The sequence below is a fragment of the Lichenifustis flavocetrariae genome (assembly GCF_026130545.1).
GTDB lineage: Bacteria > Pseudomonadota > Alphaproteobacteria > Rhizobiales > Beijerinckiaceae > Lichenihabitans > Lichenihabitans flavocetrariae.
This window is the reverse complement of sequence record NZ_JAMOIM010000031.1, coordinates 1-21,337: the sequence shown is the minus strand read 5'-3', so window position 1 is coordinate 21,337 and position 21,337 is coordinate 1. Positions and strand designations below refer to the sequence as shown.

At 61.2% G+C, this 21,337-nt stretch carries 14 protein-coding genes and 4 pseudogenes; 8 read left to right on the top strand and 10 right to left on the bottom strand.

What is annotated here, in order from left to right:
• Window positions 1-27: 27 nt before the first annotated feature.
• From M8523_RS27540 to M8523_RS27530, 3 genes and pseudogenes are all read right to left on the bottom strand, one after another.
• Window positions 28-990, bottom strand: coding sequence for an MBL fold metallo-hydrolase (locus M8523_RS27540; protein ID WP_282588088.1), 963 nt, complete (start codon window positions 988-990; stop codon window positions 28-30).
• Between the two features lie 46 nt (window positions 991-1,036).
• Window positions 1,037-1,906: an alpha/beta fold hydrolase gene (locus M8523_RS27535; RefSeq protein ID WP_282588115.1), complete on the bottom strand. Its 870-nt coding sequence runs from the start codon at window positions 1,904-1,906 to the stop codon at window positions 1,037-1,039.
• A gap of 198 nt (window positions 1,907-2,104) precedes the next feature.
• A pseudogene (locus M8523_RS27530) lies at window positions 2,105-2,925 on the bottom strand (alpha/beta fold hydrolase).
• Window positions 2,926-3,295: 370 nt separating this feature from the next.
• Here M8523_RS27530 and M8523_RS27525 point away from each other — a divergent pair.
• Both M8523_RS27525 and M8523_RS27520 read left to right on the top strand, forming a co-directional pair.
• The gene (locus tag M8523_RS27525) at window positions 3,296-4,201 is read left to right on the top strand and encodes a LysR family transcriptional regulator (RefSeq protein WP_282588087.1); all 906 of its coding nucleotides are present in this window, start codon (window positions 3,296-3,298) and stop codon (window positions 4,199-4,201) included.
• A 256-nt stretch (window positions 4,202-4,457) separates the two neighbouring features.
• On the top strand, window positions 4,458-5,510 hold the full coding sequence (locus M8523_RS27520) for an alpha/beta fold hydrolase (RefSeq protein ID WP_282588086.1): 1,053 nt from the start codon (window positions 4,458-4,460) through the stop codon (window positions 5,508-5,510).
• Between the two features lie 470 nt (window positions 5,511-5,980).
• On the opposite strand, the gene M8523_RS27515 is transcribed toward M8523_RS27520, so the two are convergent.
• Complete coding sequence (locus M8523_RS27515; protein WP_282588085.1) at window positions 5,981-7,135, bottom strand: helix-turn-helix transcriptional regulator; 1,155 nt, start codon at window positions 7,133-7,135, stop codon at window positions 5,981-5,983.
• 359 nt (window positions 7,136-7,494) lie between these two features.
• Between M8523_RS27515 and M8523_RS27510 the strand changes: the two genes are divergently transcribed.
• Both M8523_RS27510 and M8523_RS27505 read left to right on the top strand, forming a co-directional pair.
• Window positions 7,495-8,115, top strand: a complete 621-nt coding sequence (locus tag M8523_RS27510) for a LysE family transporter (RefSeq protein WP_345894311.1) — start codon at window positions 7,495-7,497, stop codon at window positions 8,113-8,115.
• A gap of 691 nt (window positions 8,116-8,806) precedes the next feature.
• Window positions 8,807-9,712, top strand: coding sequence for an AEC family transporter (locus tag M8523_RS27505; RefSeq protein ID WP_282588083.1), 906 nt, complete (start codon window positions 8,807-8,809; stop codon window positions 9,710-9,712).
• A 133-nt stretch (window positions 9,713-9,845) separates the two neighbouring features.
• Here the strand turns inward: M8523_RS27505 and M8523_RS27500 are convergent, their stop codons facing one another.
• Window positions 9,846-10,478: a tyrosine-type recombinase/integrase gene (locus M8523_RS27500; RefSeq protein WP_282588082.1), complete on the bottom strand. Its 633-nt coding sequence runs from the start codon at window positions 10,476-10,478 to the stop codon at window positions 9,846-9,848.
• A gap of 721 nt (window positions 10,479-11,199) precedes the next feature.
• On the opposite strand from M8523_RS27500, the pseudogene istA (M8523_RS27495) reads away from it, so the two are divergent.
• Window positions 11,200-11,967: pseudogene (gene istA, locus M8523_RS27495) on the top strand (IS21 family transposase); the annotation flags it as partial.
• Between the two features lie 6 nt (window positions 11,968-11,973).
• On the opposite strand, the gene M8523_RS27490 reads toward istA (M8523_RS27495), so the two are convergent.
• From M8523_RS27490 to istA (M8523_RS27480), 3 genes are all read right to left on the bottom strand, one after another.
• Window positions 11,974-12,201 (bottom strand): helix-turn-helix domain-containing protein, encoded by a 228-nt coding sequence (locus tag M8523_RS27490; protein ID WP_282588081.1) that lies wholly within the window; start codon window positions 12,199-12,201, stop codon window positions 11,974-11,976.
• Window positions 12,202-12,267: 66 nt separating this feature from the next.
• Window positions 12,268-13,113, bottom strand: coding sequence for an IS21-like element helper ATPase IstB (istB, locus tag M8523_RS27485; RefSeq protein ID WP_282588080.1), 846 nt, complete (start codon window positions 13,111-13,113; stop codon window positions 12,268-12,270).
• On the bottom strand, window positions 13,110-14,615 hold the full coding sequence (istA, locus tag M8523_RS27480; protein WP_428351440.1) for an IS21 family transposase: 1,506 nt from the start codon (window positions 14,613-14,615) through the stop codon (window positions 13,110-13,112). The genes istB and istA (M8523_RS27480) overlap by 4 nt, the downstream gene beginning before the upstream one ends.
• Window positions 14,616-14,883: 268 nt before the next feature.
• Between istA (M8523_RS27480) and M8523_RS27475 the strand changes: the two are divergent.
• Window positions 14,884-15,069 (top strand): annotated as a pseudogene (locus M8523_RS27475) (zinc-binding dehydrogenase); the annotation flags it as partial.
• Between the two features lie 438 nt (window positions 15,070-15,507).
• On the opposite strand, the gene M8523_RS27470 reads toward M8523_RS27475, so the two are convergent.
• Window positions 15,508-17,724 (bottom strand): CpXC domain-containing protein, encoded by a 2,217-nt coding sequence (locus M8523_RS27470; RefSeq protein ID WP_282588078.1) that lies wholly within the window; start codon window positions 17,722-17,724, stop codon window positions 15,508-15,510.
• Window positions 17,725-17,735: 11 nt separating this feature from the next.
• A complete protein-coding gene (locus M8523_RS27465) occupies window positions 17,736-19,070 on the bottom strand; it encodes an esterase/lipase family protein (protein WP_282588077.1) in 1,335 nt (444 codons plus the stop codon).
• Window positions 19,071-19,278: 208 nt separating this feature from the next.
• Between M8523_RS27465 and M8523_RS27460 the strand changes: the two are divergent.
• Both M8523_RS27460 and M8523_RS27455 read left to right on the top strand, forming a co-directional pair.
• Window positions 19,279-20,330, top strand: a pseudogene (locus M8523_RS27460) (IS3 family transposase); the annotation flags it as partial.
• 500 nt (window positions 20,331-20,830) lie between these two features.
• The coding region (locus M8523_RS27455) for a hypothetical protein (RefSeq protein ID WP_282588076.1) at window positions 20,831-21,337 on the top strand (507 nt) is incomplete at its 3' end.

Sequence of the window (21,337 nt, the reverse complement as noted above, 5' to 3'; positions counted from 1 at the left end):
AACAGGACGGGTCTTCTTGCGTCACGATCACACGCCCTCGTAGACGAGCTTGGTGAAGAGCGCCGGGCCGATGACGAAGGTGCCCCATTTTCCATCGTAAGGCGCCGTCGGCTTGGCCGCGACGATCGCCTCCAGCGAGTGCCCGCTCTTCTTCAAGGCGGCCACACTCGCCCTTGCACCGACCAGCATGTCGCGAAACGCCTGCAGTTCGGCGCGATTGCTGACCGGGGAGCCGTGGCCGGGAATGATGATGGTCTTGACCGTCGTCATCGCCAAGTCGGCCTCGGCCGCTCGGATCGAACCGTCGATGCTGCCGCCGGTCGAGTAGTCGATGAACGGATAGATCCCGTTCCAGAACGTGTCGCCGGTGTGCAGCACATCCGGTTCCCTGAAGAAGACCGAGATGTCGCTGTCGGTATGGGCCGGCCCGTAATATTTCAGGACGATAGTCGTGTCGTTGAGGCTCAGGGTCCGCTCGTCGGCAAACAGCTCGGTCGGCAACGCGGCCGGGGAGAGCGGCTGGAAGTCGTAGCTCCAGTCTTCCACCCGCTGCATCGTGAGGAGGTGCTTGCGCGTATTCTCATGAGCCAGGATCGCGGGCCCAAGTTCGTGCAGCCATTCGTTGCCGTTGGCGTGATCGAAGTGCCAATGGGTGTTGATCAGGTGGGTGACGGGCTCCGGACCCAACGCCGCGAGGGCTGTCGCAACCTGCGGCCGCGAGACGGCGATCCCGGCATCGATCAGCACCTTGCCGTCGCGGCCACTGAGGACCGCGACATTGCCGCCCGATCCCTCGAGCACGGCGATATTGCCGCGCAAGCGGTGGATGGTGATCGGCGTGGTGACGGCTGCGGCTTTGATCTGCTGCACGATGCCGAGCGCTTCCGCATAAGCCTGGCGGGGCGTGGGCCACGCGCTGGCAGCGAGCGTTGGCGCCGACAGGCAGCACAGACAGAATCCGCGCCGTGACAGTGTTCGGCCGTGTGCCATGTCCATCTCGTCCCCCGATCCTCGGTTCAGAACCGCGACATGCGGCTCACTGCGGAGCGAGCTTTCGGTCGAGAAAGTCATGGATCAGGGGCACCATCACATCGGCCTTGTCTTCCAGCGCGAAGTGGCCGGTGTCGATCATGTGAACTTCCGCATCGGGAAGATCACGGAGGTAAGGCCCTGCACCGTCCGCCGGGAAGATTTTGTCGTTCTTGCCCCAGACGATAAGCGTTGGCGGCTTCTTCTCTCTGAAGAACGCCTGGAACTGCGGATAGAGCGGAACATTGCTGCCGTAATCGTGGAAGAGATCGAGTTGGATGTCTTTGTTGCCCGGCCGGTCGAGCAGCGCTTGGTCGTGGGACCAGTTGTCCGGATCGATGCGGGTGACGTCGGCAACGCCGTCGGTGTACTGAAACTTGGTCGTTTCCGGTGCGACGAGGAAACTCAAGGCGTCCCGATGGGCCTTCGAGCCGTCGGCCCAGTAGGCCTTGATCGGATCCCAGAAGGCCTTGAGACCTTCTTCATAGGCGTTGCCGTTCTGCACGATGAGCGCCGTCACACGCTCCGGATGCTTGAGGGCGAGCCGGTAGCCGACCGGCGCCCCGTAATCCATGACGTACATGGCATATTGCTTGGCGCCGAGTTGGCCGAGCAGGCCATCCATCAGGTCAGCATAGTGGCCGAACGTATAGGCGAAGGTTGTGTGGTCGGGAGCGGCGCTCTCGCCAAAGCCGGGATAGTCGGGTGCAATGACGTGGTAGCAGTCGGCAATGGCCGGGATCAGGTTGCGAAACATGTGCGACGATGTCGGAAACCCGTGGAGCAGAAGCACCGTGGGCGCAGCCGCGGGGCCTGCCTCGCGGTAGAACAATTCAACGCCATCGACCCTGGCGGTATGGTAATGCAGCACCGGCATTCCGGCTGTACTGGAACTGCAGGCTGGCGCCTTCGCATGGGCGGTTGCCAGCGGAGCTGCCGCCAAGAGCATAAACAACGCCGCCATTGCACGGACGACCGGGGCGAGAAACGGAGGTTGCATGATCGCTCCAGGAACTGGTGGTGGGGATGCAATGCGACGGCCCAAAACGAAGCCGCCTGCTTGGAAGCCTGTGCGTTAGCCTTCGATGAAGGTGAGCAGTTCAGCGTTGATGCGGTCCTTGTGGGTCGTGCACATGCCGTGCGGCGCCCCCTTCAAAACCACCAGCTTGGCGTCCTTGACAATCTTGGAGGAAAGCAAGGCCGAGTCCGCGGTGGGGACGATCTGGTCGTCATCGCCATGCAGCACCAATGTTGGAACGTCGAACTTGTGGAGATCGCCAGTCAGGTCGGTCTCTGAAAGGCTTTGATGCAGAAATACGAGGCCGGCAATCCCGCCAAGATGCCCTGCAGCCAAAAGGATTCCTGCACGCCCGACGAGATCACGGCATTGGGGCGATTGTAACCGTAGAACGGCAGGCTCAAGTCTTTCCAAAACATCGAACGATCCGCGAGCACGGCTGTTCGAAGCTTGTCGAAGGCCTCCAACGGCAGGCCGCCAGGATTGGCCTTGCTCTTCAGCATGACAGGCGGTATGGCGCTGATAAGAACCGCCTTGGCGACCCGCTTGGTGCCGTGACGCCCGATGTAGCGGGCGACTTCCCCGCCGCCTGTCGAGTGGCCGACGTGAATGGCGTCCCTCACATTGAGAGATTCGACAACGGTGGCGAGATCGTCGGCATAGGTATCCATGTCATTACCCGTCCAGGGCTGACTGGAACGACCGTGACCACGCCGGTCATGGGCGATGCAGCGGTACCCTCGGCTCGCAAGGAAGAACATCTGGTCCTCGAACGCATCGGCGCTCAACGGCCATCCATGGCTGAACACGACTGGCTGGCCTAACCCCCAATCCTTATAATACAGGTCGGTGCCGTCTCTCGTCGTGATGGTACCCATCGTGCGGTTCCCCCAGACTCTGAGCATGGCCGAACCGCTCGCGCGGCGGGGACTCGTGGGTGGTTGGGATATTCGCTCGCCGCGAACACAATCGTGGCTCAAGGTACTGTCGAAAATTGACGTCGCGGCGTGGCTTTAAAGATTAAACCGGCCGGAACCTGAGCCTAGAGAGCTACCTGTCCTATGCGCTGCGGCGCCTTATATGAATGAATATAGAGGCAAGCTGTCGTATTGAGCAGAATACTATTTATCAAACCCGTTCCTACAAGGCGTACAACCATTTGTTGGATCACAAGCTAGTCTATTACCCTGCGAACGGATAGCGGTATTGTCGAAAACAACCTTTTCGTGTTCCGAAAGGATGTACATTATGGATCGCCTCGATTCGATGTCTGTGGTCGTCAGCGTGGCGGAAACGGGCAGCCTATCCGCGGCCTCGAAAAAAATCGGTGTTTCCGTTCCGACGATCAGTCGGAAGCTTTCCGATCTCGAAGCTCACCTGAACGTGGAGCTTTTTCAAAGGTCCTCTCGTCGGATGTCGCTGACCGAAGCGGGCCGGTCCTATGTCGCGGCGTGCAAGCGCATCATCGAGCAAATCGAGGACGCAGAGCGGGAGGCATCAGGAGAATATCGAACGCCGACAGGCGATCTGACAGTGACCTCCCCTTGGGGGATCGGGCACTTGCACCTGTTGCCGCTCGCCTCCGAGTTCCTCGCGGTCTATCCTGAAATCAACTTGCGTCTCCTGCTGAGCGATCGAGTGCTCAGCCCGATGGAGAACAACATCGACGTCGGAATCCGCATCGGGCCGCTGCCGGACAGCAGCATGGTTGCCACGCGGATCGGTTCGATCCGCGTGGTCGCGTGCGCAAGTCCTGCTTACCTGGCCCGTCGTGGAACGCCCGTCTCTCTGGACGATGTGTCCGATCATGATTGCATCACCATCGACGAGGTCGGCCGTCCGCGCATCTGGAAGTTCGCGAAGGACGGTGCCGAGGTTACGACCCCCATCTGCTCGCGGCTCACCGTGAACACATCGGAGGCGGCCGTCCAAGCGGCTACCCTCGGCGCCGGGATTGCTCGCGTCATGGCTTACAAAATGGAGGCGGAGAGGCGAGCCGGCACACTTGTAGTTATTCTGGAGGCATTCGAGAAGGAGCCTTTGCCTGTCCACATACTCTATACCGAAAGAAAACCCATGCCGCTGAAGCTCCGAGTGTTCCTCAACTGGCTGACGCCCCGGCTGAAAGCGCGATTGACACCATTTGTAGCTTAAACACGTGTCTTACGGCCTCTCCGAACTCGCCAATAGCTGCAGGAAGTCAGAGAGCCGGCTATGGCGGTTTGCTCGCGGCGCGGCTCAGTGTCAGCTTGCCGCCCTCGACGATGGTTGCTTGCGACATCGCAGAGGCCGCGCACTACAGTAGTCTAGACATAAGCCACGCGGCGCAGCATCGACGTTGTCTTCTATCGTCCAGCAGCCGTGACAATTGGCCAGGATCGCTTATGAGCGGCATGACAGGAGCCAAGCCATGCGCATAACCACATCTCCGAGCGTGATCGAACAGTCTCGCCGCCGCCTACTCGGGATCGGGGCCGCAGCGATTGCGGCGGCGCCATTTTGCGGTGTTGGCTCCGCGACCGCACAAAGCGTCGAGCCGCATACGCCCGTGATCAACCCTCCCACTTCCTTCCCTTCACTAAAGCAGGTAGAGGCGGGTCCGCTCAATATCGGCTATGCCGAAGACGGGCCAGCGGATGGTTCGCCGGTTATCCTGCTGCACGGCTGGCCATACGACATCCATGCCTTCGCCGAGGTCGTGCCGATTCTCGCCGGCAAGGGTCTCCGGGTGATCGTGCCCTATCTGCGCGGCTACGGCACAACGCGTTTTCTCTCGCAGATCACGCCCCGCAACGGACAGCAAGCGGCTTTCGCTAGCGACGTCCTCGCCCTGATGGACGCGCTCGGAATTCAGCAGGCGACCCTGGCCGGTTTCGACTGGGGCGCTCGCACAGCATGCATCGTCGCGGCGCTATGGCCGAACCGATGCCGCGCCCTCGCGTCGGTAAGCGGCTACCTGATCGGAAACCAAGAGGCGGGCAAGTCGCCACTGCCACCCCGCGTCGAGCTGAGCTGGTGGTATCAGTTCTACTTCGCGACGCCGCGCGGACAGGCCGGCTACGAGGCCAGCCGGCGGGACTTCGCCAAGCTCATCTGGCAGACGGCCTCGCCGCAGTGGAAATTCGACGAGGCCACGTTTGCGCGCAGTGCCGAGGCGTTCGATAACCCGGACCATGTCGGCATCGTTATCCATAACTACCGATGGCGGCTTGGCCTTGTCGATGGGGAGCGGCAGTACGATGCGCTGGAGGCCCGCCTGGCCCTCGCGCCGGTCATTACTGTACCGACCATTACCCTCGAAGGGGAGGCAAACGGGGCGCCGCATCCGGAGCCGGCATCCTATGCCGGCAAGTTCACCGGCAGGTACGAACATCGGCTGATCGGGGGCAGCATTGGCCACAATCTGCCACAGGAAGCGCCGCGCGATTTCGCCCAGGCCGTTCTCGATTGCGGCACCACGTAATGAGGTGAACTGACGGATGTTACGGTGCGCATTTGCAACGTCGCGGTCGCGTGTCTCACACCAAGCCCGGTCATCACCGCAGCGGGCGCCACCGAAACTGCCTCTAAGGTTGGTGGAATCGGCCGTCTCCGGCGTGCCCCTCCCGGAAGTGTATCACTTAACCAAGCGGCCTCCATTCCGGACCACGTGCACCAGGCCACCCCGGCCGTTGCGCGTAGCGATCCGCTGCCGATCCTCCACGCTCGCTCCCACCTTCCTGCCCAGGCGCGGCGCGATCCCAAGCGTCTTCGATAAAGAAACGCTGCTGGGATTGTGCTAGAGGAACGGCTGCTTGTGCGGACGGTCCCGAAATATTTGAGCGGCTGGGTTGGGCGCGCAGCCGTCCGGCCGCTCTTTGGCATTCTGGCAGACGGGAGTGTTCCGCTTTCGAGCAATTGCCTCAACAAGGAGTCTTTGATGCATTTCGCCGGTTACAATATTGTTGACGGTGCCGCGAGAGAATAGGCGATCCTTGCGAGATCGAGCTGACGCCGCACGCCGGTCTTGCTGAAGATCCGCTGGAGGTGGCTCTTTACGGTGGCGATCTCCGCCCCCAGAGCTAGGGCGGTCTCTCCAACCGTTCGCCCGGCGACGACATGCTCGAAGACACGGCTTTCCGCAGGTGTGAGCCCGAAGAGAGCCGCAACGACTTCGGTCGGCGGCACGAAGGGATGGTCTGCCTGCGCAACGAAGATCGCTGCAACGGCCCGGCCGTCGGCTGTCATGCGGCTGCGCCGCAAAGGCAGGACGTGCAGGGCGCCTTTACGACCATCATCGCTCGTCACGGGAATCCCAAGCCCCTTGCGGCCGAGCGCGCTCTCGTCACGGGCCGCCTGCAAGACAGCCGCTGCAATGGCCCTCGAAACGCCGGTGGCGACGGCGACGATGAAGCCGTCGCGCGCGCGGATCAAGTCGGCGGCCCTCAACATCTGTCTGGCCGTCGGATTGGCATGGATCAGTCTGAGATCGCTGGCGACGAGCAGCACAGGCGCCGATAACGTGTCTATGACGGCCGAGAAGGTGGATTGTGCGAGAACCGCCAGATCTAACATGCGGGCGATGGTTGCTGCCCGCTGGAGGTGCGGTATCAACAGGCAGGCGACCTCGATCTCGCGCGATGCGATGGGCCCGGCGCTTTCATGTCGGCCAAAAGCTACTGAACCGACGGCCCTTTCATCGCGTGCCAGCGGGATGGCAAGGACGTCGACGAGGCCCTGCGGCCGAGCCCACTCGAGAGAATAGCGGTTTGTCGTGACGTCGAACTGCACCGCAGCCGGGTTGATGCGGCTGAGCACGGCCGGCTGATCGAGCGGCAGTCGCATCAGGACAGGTAGCCCGCCCCATTGGTCCAGGACTTCTGGCCCATAGTCGGCCATCCGCGCTAGGTATTGCTGGGGAATGTTCGCCGTTTCGTTCAGTAAAAGCTCGCCCGACGGCAAGCTCTGTATGGAGAGTGTCGCGTTGCCGAAATTCAGTTCCGTGCGAATTGCGTCGAGGACTGCCGGCCAAGCCGTCGGACTTATGGCCGCATCGTAGATCAGGCTCACGAGCATCGAAAATCGTTCAGCATCGATAGCTGCACTCATGTCCGGCCCCTTATCATTGTAGCGGCTAGCTGTCGGTAGGACAGTCAGGTCCGGAAGGAAGCCGGAAAGCTGTAACGGCCGCCAATCGTGTGACGGGCCTCATCCTTATGGATGATGCCGGTGTTTACCAGAGATGTGAAGCTCACAGCTGTGACCCTGGGGGCCGACATGAACGATGATCGCAGGCGGATCCTGAGTTGTTTAGTGCTCGGCGCCGGCGCCTTGGCGCCGACATCATCGAAAGCGGCGAGCGGCGATGGGCAGGCGGCCGGGGCCGACGTCGAGGGATCTTCGACCTTCGTCCGCATCCCTCCGCTAAAATCGGGTCTCGGGCAGGCATCCACGGCCTCACTCGCGCGATGATGGATCTATCATTTGCAACTGTGCTGTCGCTGGCGACCTCCTACGGGCTGGTCATGGTCACTCCAGGGCCGAACGCCCTACTTGTGATGCGGAGCGCTCTGGGGCGATCGGCCGTGGAGCCAATCGCCGCAGCTCTCGGCATCGCCACGGGCGCTACAATGGCCGCCTGCATCGCCGCGTCCTGCACCTCAATACTCCCGGATCTTCGCATCCTGCGCGAGGTCAGCGGCACCCTCTTCAGCCTGTTGCTGCTTCGAACCGCATCTCGCTTGTTGAGAGCATCTCCGATCGACCGCCGCATCAATGTAACAGACGACATCTTGGCACTCCGAGAGCCTTACCTAATCGGTTGCTCGGCAGCAGTGTGCAATCCTCTGTCTGGGCCGTTCTTCGTCTCCTTCTTCGTCAGCCACGCTTGTTCGCCATCCACAGCGGCGACCGCCTGCCTAACGATTTTCTTGCTTGCCGCGATGTGGTTTTCCGTTTTGGGCGTCGTTCTCTTCCACATCCGATCCATTCAAATTCGCCATCACTGGCAAGAATTCGGCCGACAAGCATTGGCCCTCGCACTGATCGTGGTGGCGCTGCGGACGTTTTGGCTTACGGTCTCACTTTGAGAATAGTGCGCGAGCCTCACTGGCAGGTGGAGGACGAGAAGGGAATGCGCGGGGCTAGGCCCCCATCCGCGCGCACCGACAGGCGACGGCTGAATTCCAGTGCATCCGCGTTGACACCCTTGCCGGCATTGGCCTGTCAACCCCATAGCCATCTTCGTTATGATCAAGGCGGCCGCGAGGTTGAAGGCGAGCGGCGTGACGTACATCCAGACCTCATCGCAGGCGGCCGAAGCACTTTTGCCGGTCATCATGCAGATGAGCGTCGGAACTGGGCCTACCTTGTTCAGAGCAAGCCTTTCACCCTTCAGCCTAATCTATTTCAGGTGGGATCTCGACCGACGTCGATCGTGACCCGACGAAAACGCCGATACGTTATACAGAACAGCAGATTAGGTGCGGAGCTGACCGGGGTCAGACTTTCCCCCTTGATCGGCGTCCGCTATTGCACGCCGATCCACATTGGATGTGGTCTTTGTAGTTGTACGACGGAATTCTTGTCTCCGCATTGAGGGTCTCCCCAAACAAGCCAAAGCGATGGGCCGCTGCGGCAAATTTAGCCCTCTGTCGCGGCTCTCTGATTAACCCGGAGCCTTGCGACAGGAGGACAAGGAAAGGAAGGGCCTCATCCTTTTGGGGGATTGCGGGAACACCAAAGTGACCTAACCAGTGCGTGTGCGATGAGGCGACTGATATGGCGAACATCGTTTTGCTCTTCCTGTGCTTGGGTATTGGCATGGTCCTGCGTACGACGCGCAGGGTACCCGACAACGCGCACGTCGCCATAAACGGCTTCATCATCCATGTGTCTTTGCCGGCTTTAATCCTGGGCCAGATCCATAAAATCGCTCTGACGCCCGGGCTGCTGTCCGCGGCGGCCATGCCCTGGATGCTCTTTGCGGCTTCATGCCTCGCTTTCTTCGTGCTCGGGCGCATTCGAGGCTCGGCGACGGCCACGACCGGCGCGTTAATCCTCTCTGCCGGATTGGCAAACACATCCTTTGTGGGCCTGCCGATGATCGAAACGTTCTACGGGTCGAGTGGCCTGCCGACCGGGATTATTATCGACCAGCTCGGGACCTATCTGGTTCTCAGCATTTTCGGCATCGTGATCGCTTGCCTTTGCTCCGGCAAGAAAGTCTCAGCCCGCGAGGTCGGCACCCGGATCGCGACGTTCCCACCCTTCATCGCCCTGGTGATTGCCCTCACGCTTTCCGGCGTCGACTATCCGGCATGGGTGACTGCCGTGTTGCATCGACTCGGCGACACGCTTGCACCGCTGGCCCTTGTGTCTGTCGGCCTGCAACTCCGCTTGGATCAGTTTGCCGGGCACCGCACGTCACTCGGTCTTGGACTGGCCTTCAAGCTGATCATCGGACCTGCGATCCTCGCCGTTATCTACCTCGGCCTTTTTCGCTCGACGGGCGAGGCGGCCCAAGTCACGCTGTTCGAAGGCGCAATGGGACCGCAGATTGGTGGCGCGATCGTTGCCGTTCAATATGGGCTCGATCCTCCCCTGGTGACGCTGATGGTGGGGCTCGGCATCATGCTGTCGTTCGTCACTCTGCCCTGCTGGTGGTGGATCCTGCAGCACGTCTAATGAGCGGTCCGTTCAGAGTCGCACCCAGCAGCGCTTGCGCATCGGTAACCTCTGCGCAGAAATGGCAGAAATCACCCGGAATGGCCGCGCAGGCGCAGCGCCGATCCGACAAGCCGGGCTGCGCCTCCAATGTTCAGATCTCGGTCCGTTCAGACAAGGTCAGCGCGTCTTCGACATCCACGCCGAGATAGCGCACCGTGCTCTCGATCTTCGTATGCCCAAGAAGGATCTGCACCGCACGCAAGTTACCAGTCTGCTTGTAGATGATCGACGCCTTCGTGCGCCGGAGTGAATGAGTTCCGTAGTCTTCTGGACGTAACCCAATTCCGGTCACCCACTCGTCGACAAGCCGTGCGTACTGGCGGGTGCTCATGTGCCGGGCATGGTCGATCCGGCTCGGAAAAACAAAGTCGTCGAGTGATCCGCCTCGACGTTCAAGCCAAGCCAGGATGCTGCCCCGAGCCGACTCCAGCAGCTCAAATTGCACAGGCCGGCCGGTCTTCTGCTGGACCACGAGGGCGCGGTTTCGGACCCGGCCGCCAACGACGAGGTCGCTGATCTTAACCTTCACGACATCGCAGCCACGCAGCTTGCTGTCGATCGCCAGGTCGAACATGGCCCGGTCGCGAAGCCTGCCTTCTCGATCAAGCCAGAACCGAACCGCCCAGACCTGCTGAGGTTTGAGCGCTCGTTTCGCGCCGAGCTTACGGCCGGCGTTCCAGGGGCGCCGGTCTTTGACCCCTGGATCGTATTCTGAGTGTCCCATCGTTGTTCTCCCACGGCCGAAAGCGGCCATTGTGAAAACAGGCGAGCAGCCACTGGTTGGAGAGCATGGCCGTGAGCAGAATGTCGGCTCTCGATCTGGAGCCGTTACAAAGCTGACATTCACGGGGCGACTTCCTGAGGCTTTTTCTGGGACGCCTATCTATGACCCGTGCTCTCAGGCCCAATCGCGCTTCAAGCGGAGCAATCTTTCGCCGGAAGACCGCCGCGCATTCACACGAACCGGCTCTGGGAGGCGGCGGCCATCCCCCTAGCTCGGACTAGGAGGCTATGTTCCAGCCGATATTGGCGAGATGCTGGGCGAACAGTATGACATGTCGACCTGAACCGCAGGTCGCCAGCGAGCCCCCGGTGAAACTCGGCTCGCGTGAGTCTAACCTTCCGTTTCGATGCAATTCATAACTGCTCAAACGAAAGCCGGCGCCCGGCTGTTCGCATTTGCCCGCCTGCCATCCAACCAATGGAAGGCTGTGCAACAAGTAGCACCAGCACGCCAGGTGCAACCGTAGGTGTCAATACCAGTACCCGATTCCCCGGAGCCGCAGGGATGCCTGCGTATTTCACGCCATCGTGGGCACGGATTTCAGGGGATCGTGGGCAGTGATTTCACGGCATCATGGGCACCCGTTTTAGCGGGGTGATGAAGCTTCGACCGACAGTCTGACCGGGTACTCAGGCCCTCGTTTTTGACGACGAGGGACCTGATGCCGACCGAGAGATTGTCGATGCGCCGAATACGCGACCTGCTGCGTCTGAAGCATGAGAACGGCCTGAGCAGCCGCGTGATCGCGACCTCGCTGGGGCTGAGCAAGGGGGCCGTGGGCGAGTATCTGCGTCGGGCGAGATTGGCCGGTGTGAGCTGGCCGCTGGACGAGTCGGTCACCGATACGGGGCTGGAACGGCTGCTATTTCCCACGGCGTGCGATGTCATGGCGGTGGGTCGGCACGAACCGGACTGGGCCAAAGTCGACCAGGAGCTGCGTCGTCCAGGAGTCACCCGGCTTCTGCTGTGGCAGGAGTACCGGGCTGACCACCCCGATGGCTATGGCTACACTTGGTTCTGCGTGCACTTCGAGGCCTGGAAGGGTCGGGCGTCGCCGACGATGCGCCAGAGCCATGCCGCCGGCGAGAAGGTGTTCGTCGACTTTGCCGGCGACACGATCGACGTGATCGATCCGGTGACCGGTGTGGTACAGCCGATGAAGCTGTTCGTCGCCGCGCTCGGCGCCTCCAGCTACATCTATGCCGAAGCCCGGGCCAGCGAAGGGCTGGCCGATTGGATCGGCTGCCATGTCGGCCTGTTCGCCTGCCTGGGCGGGGTGACGGCGATGATCGTCTGCGACAACCTGAAGGCGGCCGTCACCAATCCGGACCGCTACGATCCGGGGATCAACCGCTCCTACCAGGAGATGGCCCGCCGTTACGGGACGACGGTGTGTCCGGCCCGGCCCTACAAGCCCCGCGACAAGGCGAATGCTTCATACTGAGTCTTGTCCTGTGATTGACGCGGTGGCTGCCGGGTGACGCGCCGGAAGGGAGTTTCTGCCCGGACGGCCCTTCACAATCGCCAGGTCTGGGGGAATGTCCCAAAGGCCTCGATTGCGATTGTCGCTGTAAATCTTGGTGATGAGGCCTTGTCGCCCCCACTGGTGAACGGTGGTCTGGGCGATGTCGAATCGCTCGGCGACTTCCTCGGTGGTGAGCATACCCCGATCCCGCAGTCTCTGGCGCCGGCTCGCCAGGTTTGTCGTGTTTGATTGTGGCTGGCAAGGTTAGTTTTCAGGTTGATTGTCGCGGCGCGACACATCCTCGACTGACTTGATTGCCGCGAAGGTTGGTGGTCGGCCGGCTTTTGATTGTCGCTGCAGCGCGGATCGCCGCCTGTAGCTTTCGACGTTCATCTCGAAGATGGTGGCATGGTGGACAAGCCTGTCGACCGCGGCGAGCGTCATGGCGGGATCCGGAAAAACCCTGTTCCATTCTCCAAAAGGCTGATTAGCGGTGATGAGGGTCGAGCGCCGCTCGTAGCGGGCGCTGATCAGTTCGAAGAGGACGGAGGTCTCGGCCTGATCCTTGGTGACGTAGGCGAGGTCGTCGAGGATCAGCAGGTGGTACTTGTCGAGCTTGGCGAGGGCGGCCTCCAGGGCGAGTTCGCGACGGGCGATCTGGAGCTTCTGGACGAGATCGGAGGTGCGGGTGAAGAGGACCCGCCATCCGTTCTCGATGAGCGCGAGGCCGATGGCCGCCGCCAGATGCGATTTTCCCCCGCCGGGCGGCCCGAACAGGATCACGTTGGCGCCCTTTTCGAGCCATCCGTCGCCGGCGCACAGGGCCTTGACCTGGGCCCGGCTGATCATGGGAACGGCGTCGAAGGCGAAGCTGTCGAGGGTCTTGCCGGGCGGCAGGCGGGCTTCGCCGAGATGCCGTTCGATGCGGCGACGGTCGCGTTCGGCGATCTCGTGTTCGGCCAGGGCCGCCAACAGCCGGGCGGCGGGCCACCCTTCCTTGTCGGCGCGCGCCGCGAACTCCGGCCAGACCAGCTTGATGGCCGGGAGGCGCAGCTCGTTGAGGACCAGGCTGAGCCTCTGGGCGTCGATGGCGGGATTAGAGCTGCTCATGCGGCTTCTCCCGTCAGCAGGACGTCGTAGGTGCTGAGGGGCACCATCTCGATCACCACCTTGGGCAAGGCGCCGGGGTCGGGCGAGAAGCGCGCCCGGAGCGCGTCGACGTCGGGCGAGCGACCCTGATCGAGGTCCTCGGTGAGCGCGTCGGCCAGTTCGGCTTCGCAGGCGCGCTCGTGCGCCAGGGCCAGGAGTTCAACCATCACACGGCAGGCCGCCTTCTCGGATCCGGCTTCGCGCAGGTGATCGAAGGTGCGCTTGTAGGCCGTCCTGGGGAACAGCTGGTCGCGATAGACCAGCTTGAGCAGCGCCATCGGCTTGCGCCTGAGGCTATGGATCACATGGTGGTAATCGACGACATGGCCATGGGCACCGTTGCCGGCCGCGCGACCACGCGGCAGGGTCGTCAGGTGCGTGCCGCCGACGAACAGGTCCAGCCGATCGTCGTAGAGCCGCACCCGCAGCCGATGGCCGATCAGCCGGGAGGGGACGGTGTAGAACACCTTGCGCAGCGTGAAGGCACTGGAGGAGGTCACGGTGACGATGACCTCCTCGAAGTCGCTCGTGCGGCGATCCGGCAAGGCGTGCAAGGCCGCGCGTTCCGCATCGATGCGCGTGCCATGGCGCCGGTTGTGACGGCTGACCACCTCGTCGACGAAGCGTCGGTAATCCGTCAGGCCGTCGAAGTCGGCCGAGCCACGCAGCAGCAGCGCGTCGTAGATCGTCGCCTTCAGATGGCCGTGAGCGCTCTCGATGGAGCCGTTCTCATGCGCGACGCCGCGATTGTTGCGGCTCGGCGTCATTCCATAGTGCGCGCACAAGGCGTCGTAGCGGTGCGTCAGGTCCTGGCGTGCGTCGGCGTCCAGGTTGTGGAAGGCCGCCGACAGGCTGTCGCTGCGGTGTTCGCCCGGTGCGCCACCCAGGGCCCAAAGGGCGTTCTGCAGCCCCTCGGCCAAGGCGACATAGCTCTCGCCGCCCAGGATGACGTGAGCATGCTCAAACCCCGACCATGGCAACCGGAAGTGATAGAGCCGGTGATCCAGCAGGACACCGGCAATGCGCACGCCGAGGTTGCCCATCTCGGTGAAGTCGGACAGGCCGAGCCGCCCGGGCTCATGGGTCTGGCGGAAGATCACCTCCTGATCGGCGCCGTAGACCGCGCGCCAGGCCCGGATCCGCCGTTCGAGCGTGCGCCGCAGCGCCTCCCAGTTCCGCCCGGGATGGCGACGCGCCATCTCCTCGAGCACCCCGACGGCCCGCAATCCTGGCGCCGCCTTCAGCAGCGGCACGATCTCGCTGTCGAAGAAATCGACGAGGGGATCCGGGCGCCGACGGCTTCGTCCTGGGCTCCCGATCGATGGGAGCACGGGATCGAGCAGGATCCTATACCCCGTCGCCGTGCTGAACCCCGCCTTGGCGGCCGCCGCGGTCACGGCGTTCGTCTGACGCAACTTCATGAAAAGCCTCATCTGATGGTCGTTGACGTGGCGGCCTGGCACTCCCGGGGCATCCTCTGGTCGAGATGCCCCTCTGTAGCCGGCCGACCACGACCATCATCAGCGCCCGGAAAGGCGCCTCGCCGGTGGCTGCGGCAGCTTCGGGCTTCGCCCTCCGCTGCCGCAGCCACCGGCGCTTCTCATCCTGATTGTCGCTGCGTTCTCATCCTGTTTGTCGCGCGCCAGCCTTCTACAATTCCCGCCGCCTGCACTCGTCGTTGGGATACATCAGCCCAGCCGAGGCCGAACGCAGAGCGGCCTAACCCCGTCCACTATTTCGGGGGAAGATCAGAACAGCGCCGATCTCATGCGGATCGCTGCCCTCTTCGATCAGGGTCTGCTCACCCACAACGTTGGTACCGTGCTGCCCCTGGCGGACGCGTGCGTCGCGTACGAGATACTGGAACGCAACCGCAGCCGCCCGCGGGGCAAGATTGTGCTCGACACCTCGGACTGAGCGGCCCTACGCAGTCCGGCCGCTCAAATCCTGAAGCTGGCAGATTGCGGAATGTCTGGATTCTGGCACGAACCCAACGACTGCTGTTGGCGCATTTTGGCCGGAGGCGGCCGTAAGGAGAATGGCAGCTTCGGACTTCGAGTCGAGATAAGAAGCCATTCCTCGTCGAGCCATTTGGGGCGCCCGCTCGTTCGGCAAGCGGCTTAGGCAGCCTGGGACCGCTTCATCGTTCTTATCTTAGTGGCACAACGGCGTGTGTCGACGATGGCGAGGTCGAGATGCCGCGGGTGCCGCGACATCCGATGCGGCGGCCTCGCGGGCCCGTGGCGCGCTGGCAACCAGTCACCGCTCCGAACACGCCATTAGCTTGAATTGCCATGCTCACACTATATGTTCCAAAGACAGACATCCAGTCATAAGGCTGACGAGTCGCTGAGACTAAACGTCGTCTGCAATGATTGTGGTGAATTCATCAAACGTTCTCACACGGCTTACAATCACGTACTCAGCGTCATTGCTCCAGCCGGTTATGAATTTCGATGCATGTGCAGTTATTGGCCGCTTACCGCGGTATTCGATTGGAAGAGTGTCGAGGTATTTATTAGCAGATTCCTGTAATTGCGACTCTCCTTCCTCGTTCAATTCAGGAAAGAATAACAGATAAATGTTTGAAGTCGGATTGCAATAAAGGAGCGGAGTAGTTCGTTCATGCATGGCGCCGCAAAGGAGGCAGGATGAATAAAGGCAACTCCCTGATTTGGCTAGCAAATGGAGGTCGGGCCGGTTGAGGACGTTGATGATCTCCCATACCAGCACCGTGCTTTCGTTCTGGCACTGCGCGCATTTGCTTGCTTCCAAACGAAAATGACAGTGCTCTCCTCCGCGGCCAGCAGCAATTTCCTCTTCCAGACGATCGACGAAGAAATCGATAGCACTGGCAAGATCGACCCCACCATTTGCAGCAAAATCGGAGGCGGTCTGTTGAAGATATTCGAGATCAGCCTCCGTGATATTTTTGTCGAATGCGTCTACCGCGAACTGGTGGAACGTTTCGAGCTGCTCGCTCTCTCCAGATCGTTTCCCGACGTATTGCGGGGCAGCGATCTCCGCGATGCGGAGCTGGGTAAGCGGTGGAATGAACGTGCGAAATTGACCTATCACCTCCGCTAGCCCAACGGCTTGATCAAACGCGTCGCGCGCGGCCGCACCAACGACCGCCGCGCTCTGATAAAGGGCAGCGCCGACACGCTTAGCTAAAGCCTGGTCTCTAGTGCGGAGCGCAGCGAATATCTGCTCTCGAATGTATCGGGAACTGCCGTCGAGGAAATAGCGAATATCGGACGCGACGTAGCCATTCTTGAAGAAACTGAAAGGCCCTTCCTGAGGGTCAGTGGAGATTTCTTTGAGACTTCCCTCGATCTTGTCAAGCGCTGCTCGGCAGAACCCGATCAGTTCGCTCAACTCATCGACCATTTCCGGCAGCTCGACCAACTCGGCAATACCAGAGACATCTATGTTCCAACGAGCCCTGACGTAAAGGCTCCAGAACAATTTGCCGCTGTCTCTGTCAGCAAGAAGCCTCCGCGATCTATTCTGTGACTCGTGCCAGCTCACGTGCGTGGACTCGCGCAATCCTGCTCGGAACAGGCCTTCGTCCGAAAATCGGTCAACCGTGCCTAACGCGACTGCCAGACCCTTGATTATGTTCTCTACAGTGTACCGAGGTGGAATGGCGGCGCTAGCCATGCGGGGGAATTGCCAGAGCCCGGCGTCTTTAGATGCAGGGAAGAGGCCGACAACAGTGTGCCGGGCGCGGGTCACGCATCCCAGTTGGGAGGCGGGCAGCATATGCGGCAAGTCGGCGCGTTGCGTGTCACCGTCCTCCCGGCGGCGCGGAGTCGCATCGAGGAAGGATTTCGTCACCGCGATCCAACAATGTTGCGCGGCCATAGCTCTCGCGAGCCACGCTTTTGCGTCGGCCTCCGACGTAATGAGGAGTAACCGGCCCAATTCTTGAGCAAGCCAGGGATGAGAATGTCCGATCCGGTCTACGACCTTCCGCAGGAGTTGCACCGCGTTATGACTCTGGTCCGCTGCCTCCAGATCAAGAGCGGCACCAACTGTTAGGCCAACGAGTTCTTGGACGGCAAGTTGGCCCGGGAAGTAGAAGAAAACGTCTCCGTAAATATAGCCGTTAAGCGTTTGTATCGCTTCAAGCGATTCCGATGCGTTGGTCTCTGCATCCAGCGCAACAGCATCGCCATAAAACTGGCGAATAAGAGCGTTGAGGCCGTGCCTTCCCTCCACAAATGTATAGGGCCTTCGATCGATGCTCTCCGCGACGCCGCTTGGCAATTGATCGCGTAGCTTCTCAAAGAAGCCCTTAAAGCCGCTGTCGACGCCCTCATCATCACCACGAGGTGTCGCGAACACAACGAGGTCGCGGCTGGGAAAATCAGCGATAATCGGAGCGCGTATAGTAAGCTTGGCTCCGCAGCCACCACACTCAAAGGTCCCTTGCTCGCCCGCGATGAGTTCCTCACGATAGCCTGGAAAAACATCAGCGTTGATGTAGTATATGATTCGAAATTTATTGTTGTGCCCACAACGGCATGGGATGGGCTTCGCCTCGACTAACAGTCCGTCCCAGGCCATTTTCTACCTCCCTAGCCTCGGCCCGTTGGTGGCTGGCTATCGGCGAGACGGAGCAGCCCGGACACGGAATATACAGGGTGGGCGAGCGTGAATATCGGCGACGAAGCTGTCTCGCTTTCACCATTGGGTATAGGATTCCACGTCACCGTGATGCTTGCTTCATAGCAGAAGCCCTCTGCGGCGTTCACCTTGAGGAAAAAACCGTCGGTTTCCGACGAAGCCAGCACGTGCGTGCGCGAGAGAAGTTCGGCTGCGGTAGTCTTGGAATCGATGTCAGTAAACATGGAGTATTCGTCGACGGGAGCCGCCGTCGCTATGGAAGCCGTACGCGTGAATGGGGTTGCCCGTAGTACTTTCAGTTCGATCGACGTCACTTTAATATGCCCGGCGGTCGAATTGGTAATTGTGAAGCGGATCTCGCTCAGCCGTGTGTACTGCTGTGGCCCGTGGGCTGACTGAAGATCAACAAGGCAACCTGTCGCGGCAAGGCATGTCGATGAACTTCTTGCGATTCGACTACTTGTTGGGGCTCCCTCAGGTTCGAGACGAGTTGCCGCTCCCGCGACCTCGTTCGCCACACCGCGGCTAGCTTCTTGGGCTTTGAAGAAGTCGAATATGAATTGCCGCAGGAGGCGGTGCTGTATGTCGTCCGCACTCCCGACCTTACAGATAGTGAAATGATCGGAGTTGGGCACCTTGTATGGATCAGGAAAATACCGCGCTCCCGAGATGGGCTCGACGACCTGCCTGTGCAGTACCGCGCTCAGGGCGATGAATTTGTCCTCAATGAGTTCCTTGCCGCTTAGAGGAAGTTTACCCTCATGCGTCAGGCTTTGGAACTCCTCGTCGAGGTCAGCAAGCCAAGAATTGGTTTCCGAGAACCGCAGCGCATCTGCGTGACTATGCTTGAAGAACCGCGCGATGGGAGCTAACCAGTCGGCGTACTTGGAGCCACGCGAGGGCGACGCGATAAGGAAGAGCCCTATGGCGATCTTGCGCTGAATGAGATCCACGGTCTGCTGCACAAGAAATTTGCGGGCGACAATGCCGCCCATACTGTGACAAACGAAGACTATGTCGTTATCTTCGGACAGCACTCCGTCCAACCGCATATGCTCCTTGAGGGAGCTGACGACGTTTCCTAATCGGAATGTGCCGGAGAAAATACCTGTCTTGTACGTAAAGACGTAAATTCCGACAGACTCTAACTCCTTTTCGTGAGACAACAGGGTCGGCCAGTACGTTCCGTTATCGTGGTGCCAGCAGCCTTCCCCGTCGGAAAGGACGCCATGAATAAACACGACGGCCCGGCGTCCGCTTGCGGGCCTGACCCACACGCCCTTCATCGTCGCATTCCTTATGACTGCGTCCTCTCGATACCCTCGATCATAACAGACTCTGTCCTGGCGATAAGGTGCGTCATCGTGTTCCTACTACCCGGCAGATGCTTTTTGGTGGGTGCTTGAGGAGAGGTGGCTTGGAGAATCTGCACAGCTTTGATGAGTGGAGTTTCTGCCTGACGGCGGCCAGGATGGTCGGGGCGCAGGAGAGACGATGAGCAAGCGACAACGCCGGAACCATGCACCGGCTTTCAAGGCGAAGGTGGCCTTAGCGGCCGTGAGAGGCGAGAAGACGCTGACCGAACTGGCGCAGCAGTTCGACGTCCACCCGAACCAGATCACGGCCTGGAAGGCGCAGCTTCTGGATGGCGCCGCCGGCGTTTTCGGTGCGGAGAGCAAGGCGGAACGGGCTTCGCCGCCGATCGACGTGAAGACGCTGCATGCCAAGATCGGCGAACTGAAACTCACCAACGATTTTTTGTCCGGCGCGCTCACGAAGGCCGGTCTTCTGAGCGCAAAGCGATGATCAACCGCGATCACGGCCTGTCGGTCGTCAAGCAGGCGAAGGCTCTCGGGATCAGCCGCGGCAGTGTGTATTATCTGCCCCGGCCGGTGTCGCCAGCCGACCTCGCCGTGATGCGGCGGATGGACGAACTGCATCTCGACTTTCCCTTCGCAGGAAGCCGGATGCTGCGTGATCTCCTGCGCCAGGACGGTGTCACGATCGGCCGCCGACATGTCGCGACGCTGATGAAGCGGATGCGCATCGAAGAGCTCTACCGCAAGCCGGCCACCTCGAAACCGGCGCCCGGGCACAAGATCTACCCCTACCTGCTGCGCGGCATGACGATCACGCGCCCCAACCAGGTCTGGTGCATGGACATCACCTATGTGCCGATGGCGCGCGGCTTCGTGTACCTGGCGGCCGTGGTCGACTGGTTCAGCCGCCGCGTCCTGTCCTGGCGGGTGTCCATCACCCTTGAGGCGGCCTTTAGCGTCGAGGCTCTGGAAGAAGCGCTCGCACGTTATGGAAAGCCCGACATCTTCAACACGGACCAGGGCTCACAATTTACCGGCCACGACTTCACGGGCGTGCTCCACAAGGCCGGGATCGCCATCAGCATGGATGGCAAAGGCGCCTGGCGCGACAACGTCTTCATCGAGCGGCTGTGGCGGTCGGTCAAATATGAAGAGGTCTACCTCAGGGCCTACACCAGCGTCGGCGAGGCCCGTGCCTCAATCGGTCGTTATCTGACCTTCTACAATCTGCCGTCACGACGCACATCTCGCTATGTTGTTGAGGTGAATAGTGTTTGCTGCGCGGGGTGCGGTACCGCGGGGTGTTTTTGGTGGAGCTTCGCCCGTTGCGCGAGACGTCGAACGGCGGAACCGTCGAGATCGGCACGGCTGAAGATCCATGGTCCCTCGGCAAGGGGATGGGTGGCGTCGATCTCGCCCCGCTCTGCCGCGAGCCGCAGGGTGCGCGGCGCGACACCGGCGATGGTCGCGGCCTGACTGAGGTTGAGCCAAGGCTCGCTTCCATCCGCCGCCTCCCGGTAGACCGGAATGCCGTAGTTTGAGCGAACGCCCGTGACGCGCTCTCGCGTCCATCGATTGCCCTGGCCTGTCTTCAAGCCGTTCCGATTGAGAACGCCGGCAATGACGTCGTCCCGGGCGATCAGCGATAAACTGCGGATCGCTTCAACGACGTCCGCGGACGTGGCGTTGCGTTGCCCCCGACGGCGACGCGGCAAGCGATGCTCGGTGTGGGCTCCGCCGACCCAGTGGAGCGTCAGGACGATCTCGGACGTAGCGTCATCGAGATCGGCAAGGGCTTCATGGATCAGGGTGCGCACGATCCGCTTCTTGAGCCGCGCATCGGTGGTGGGCGCCGACCACACGGCTTGGAGATCGTCGGCGAGCGTCGTCAGGGAGACCGGCGCCCTTTCGGATCGTGGGGGCACCGCGACGTCATGATTGGTGATCCGCGCCTCGAACTCAGCCACACGCGTCAGGGCCCGGTTCCAGCGGGCTTCCAGTTCACCTGCCACGAAGCGGTTCTCGGGATCGGCCGCATCGTATTGCCGGAAGGCCCGATCGGCGTCGTATCGGGCCGCCTCGAGATCGCGCGTCATGGCCTCGCGCGCTTCATCGCGCCGTGTCGCGATTTGCGTCTCGGCTGCCCGTGCGGCTTCTACCGCGGCAGGCTGCACGACAGCCAACAGAGATGTTTCCACCAGATCGTCGACCCGCAGGCCGCCGAACGCGATGCA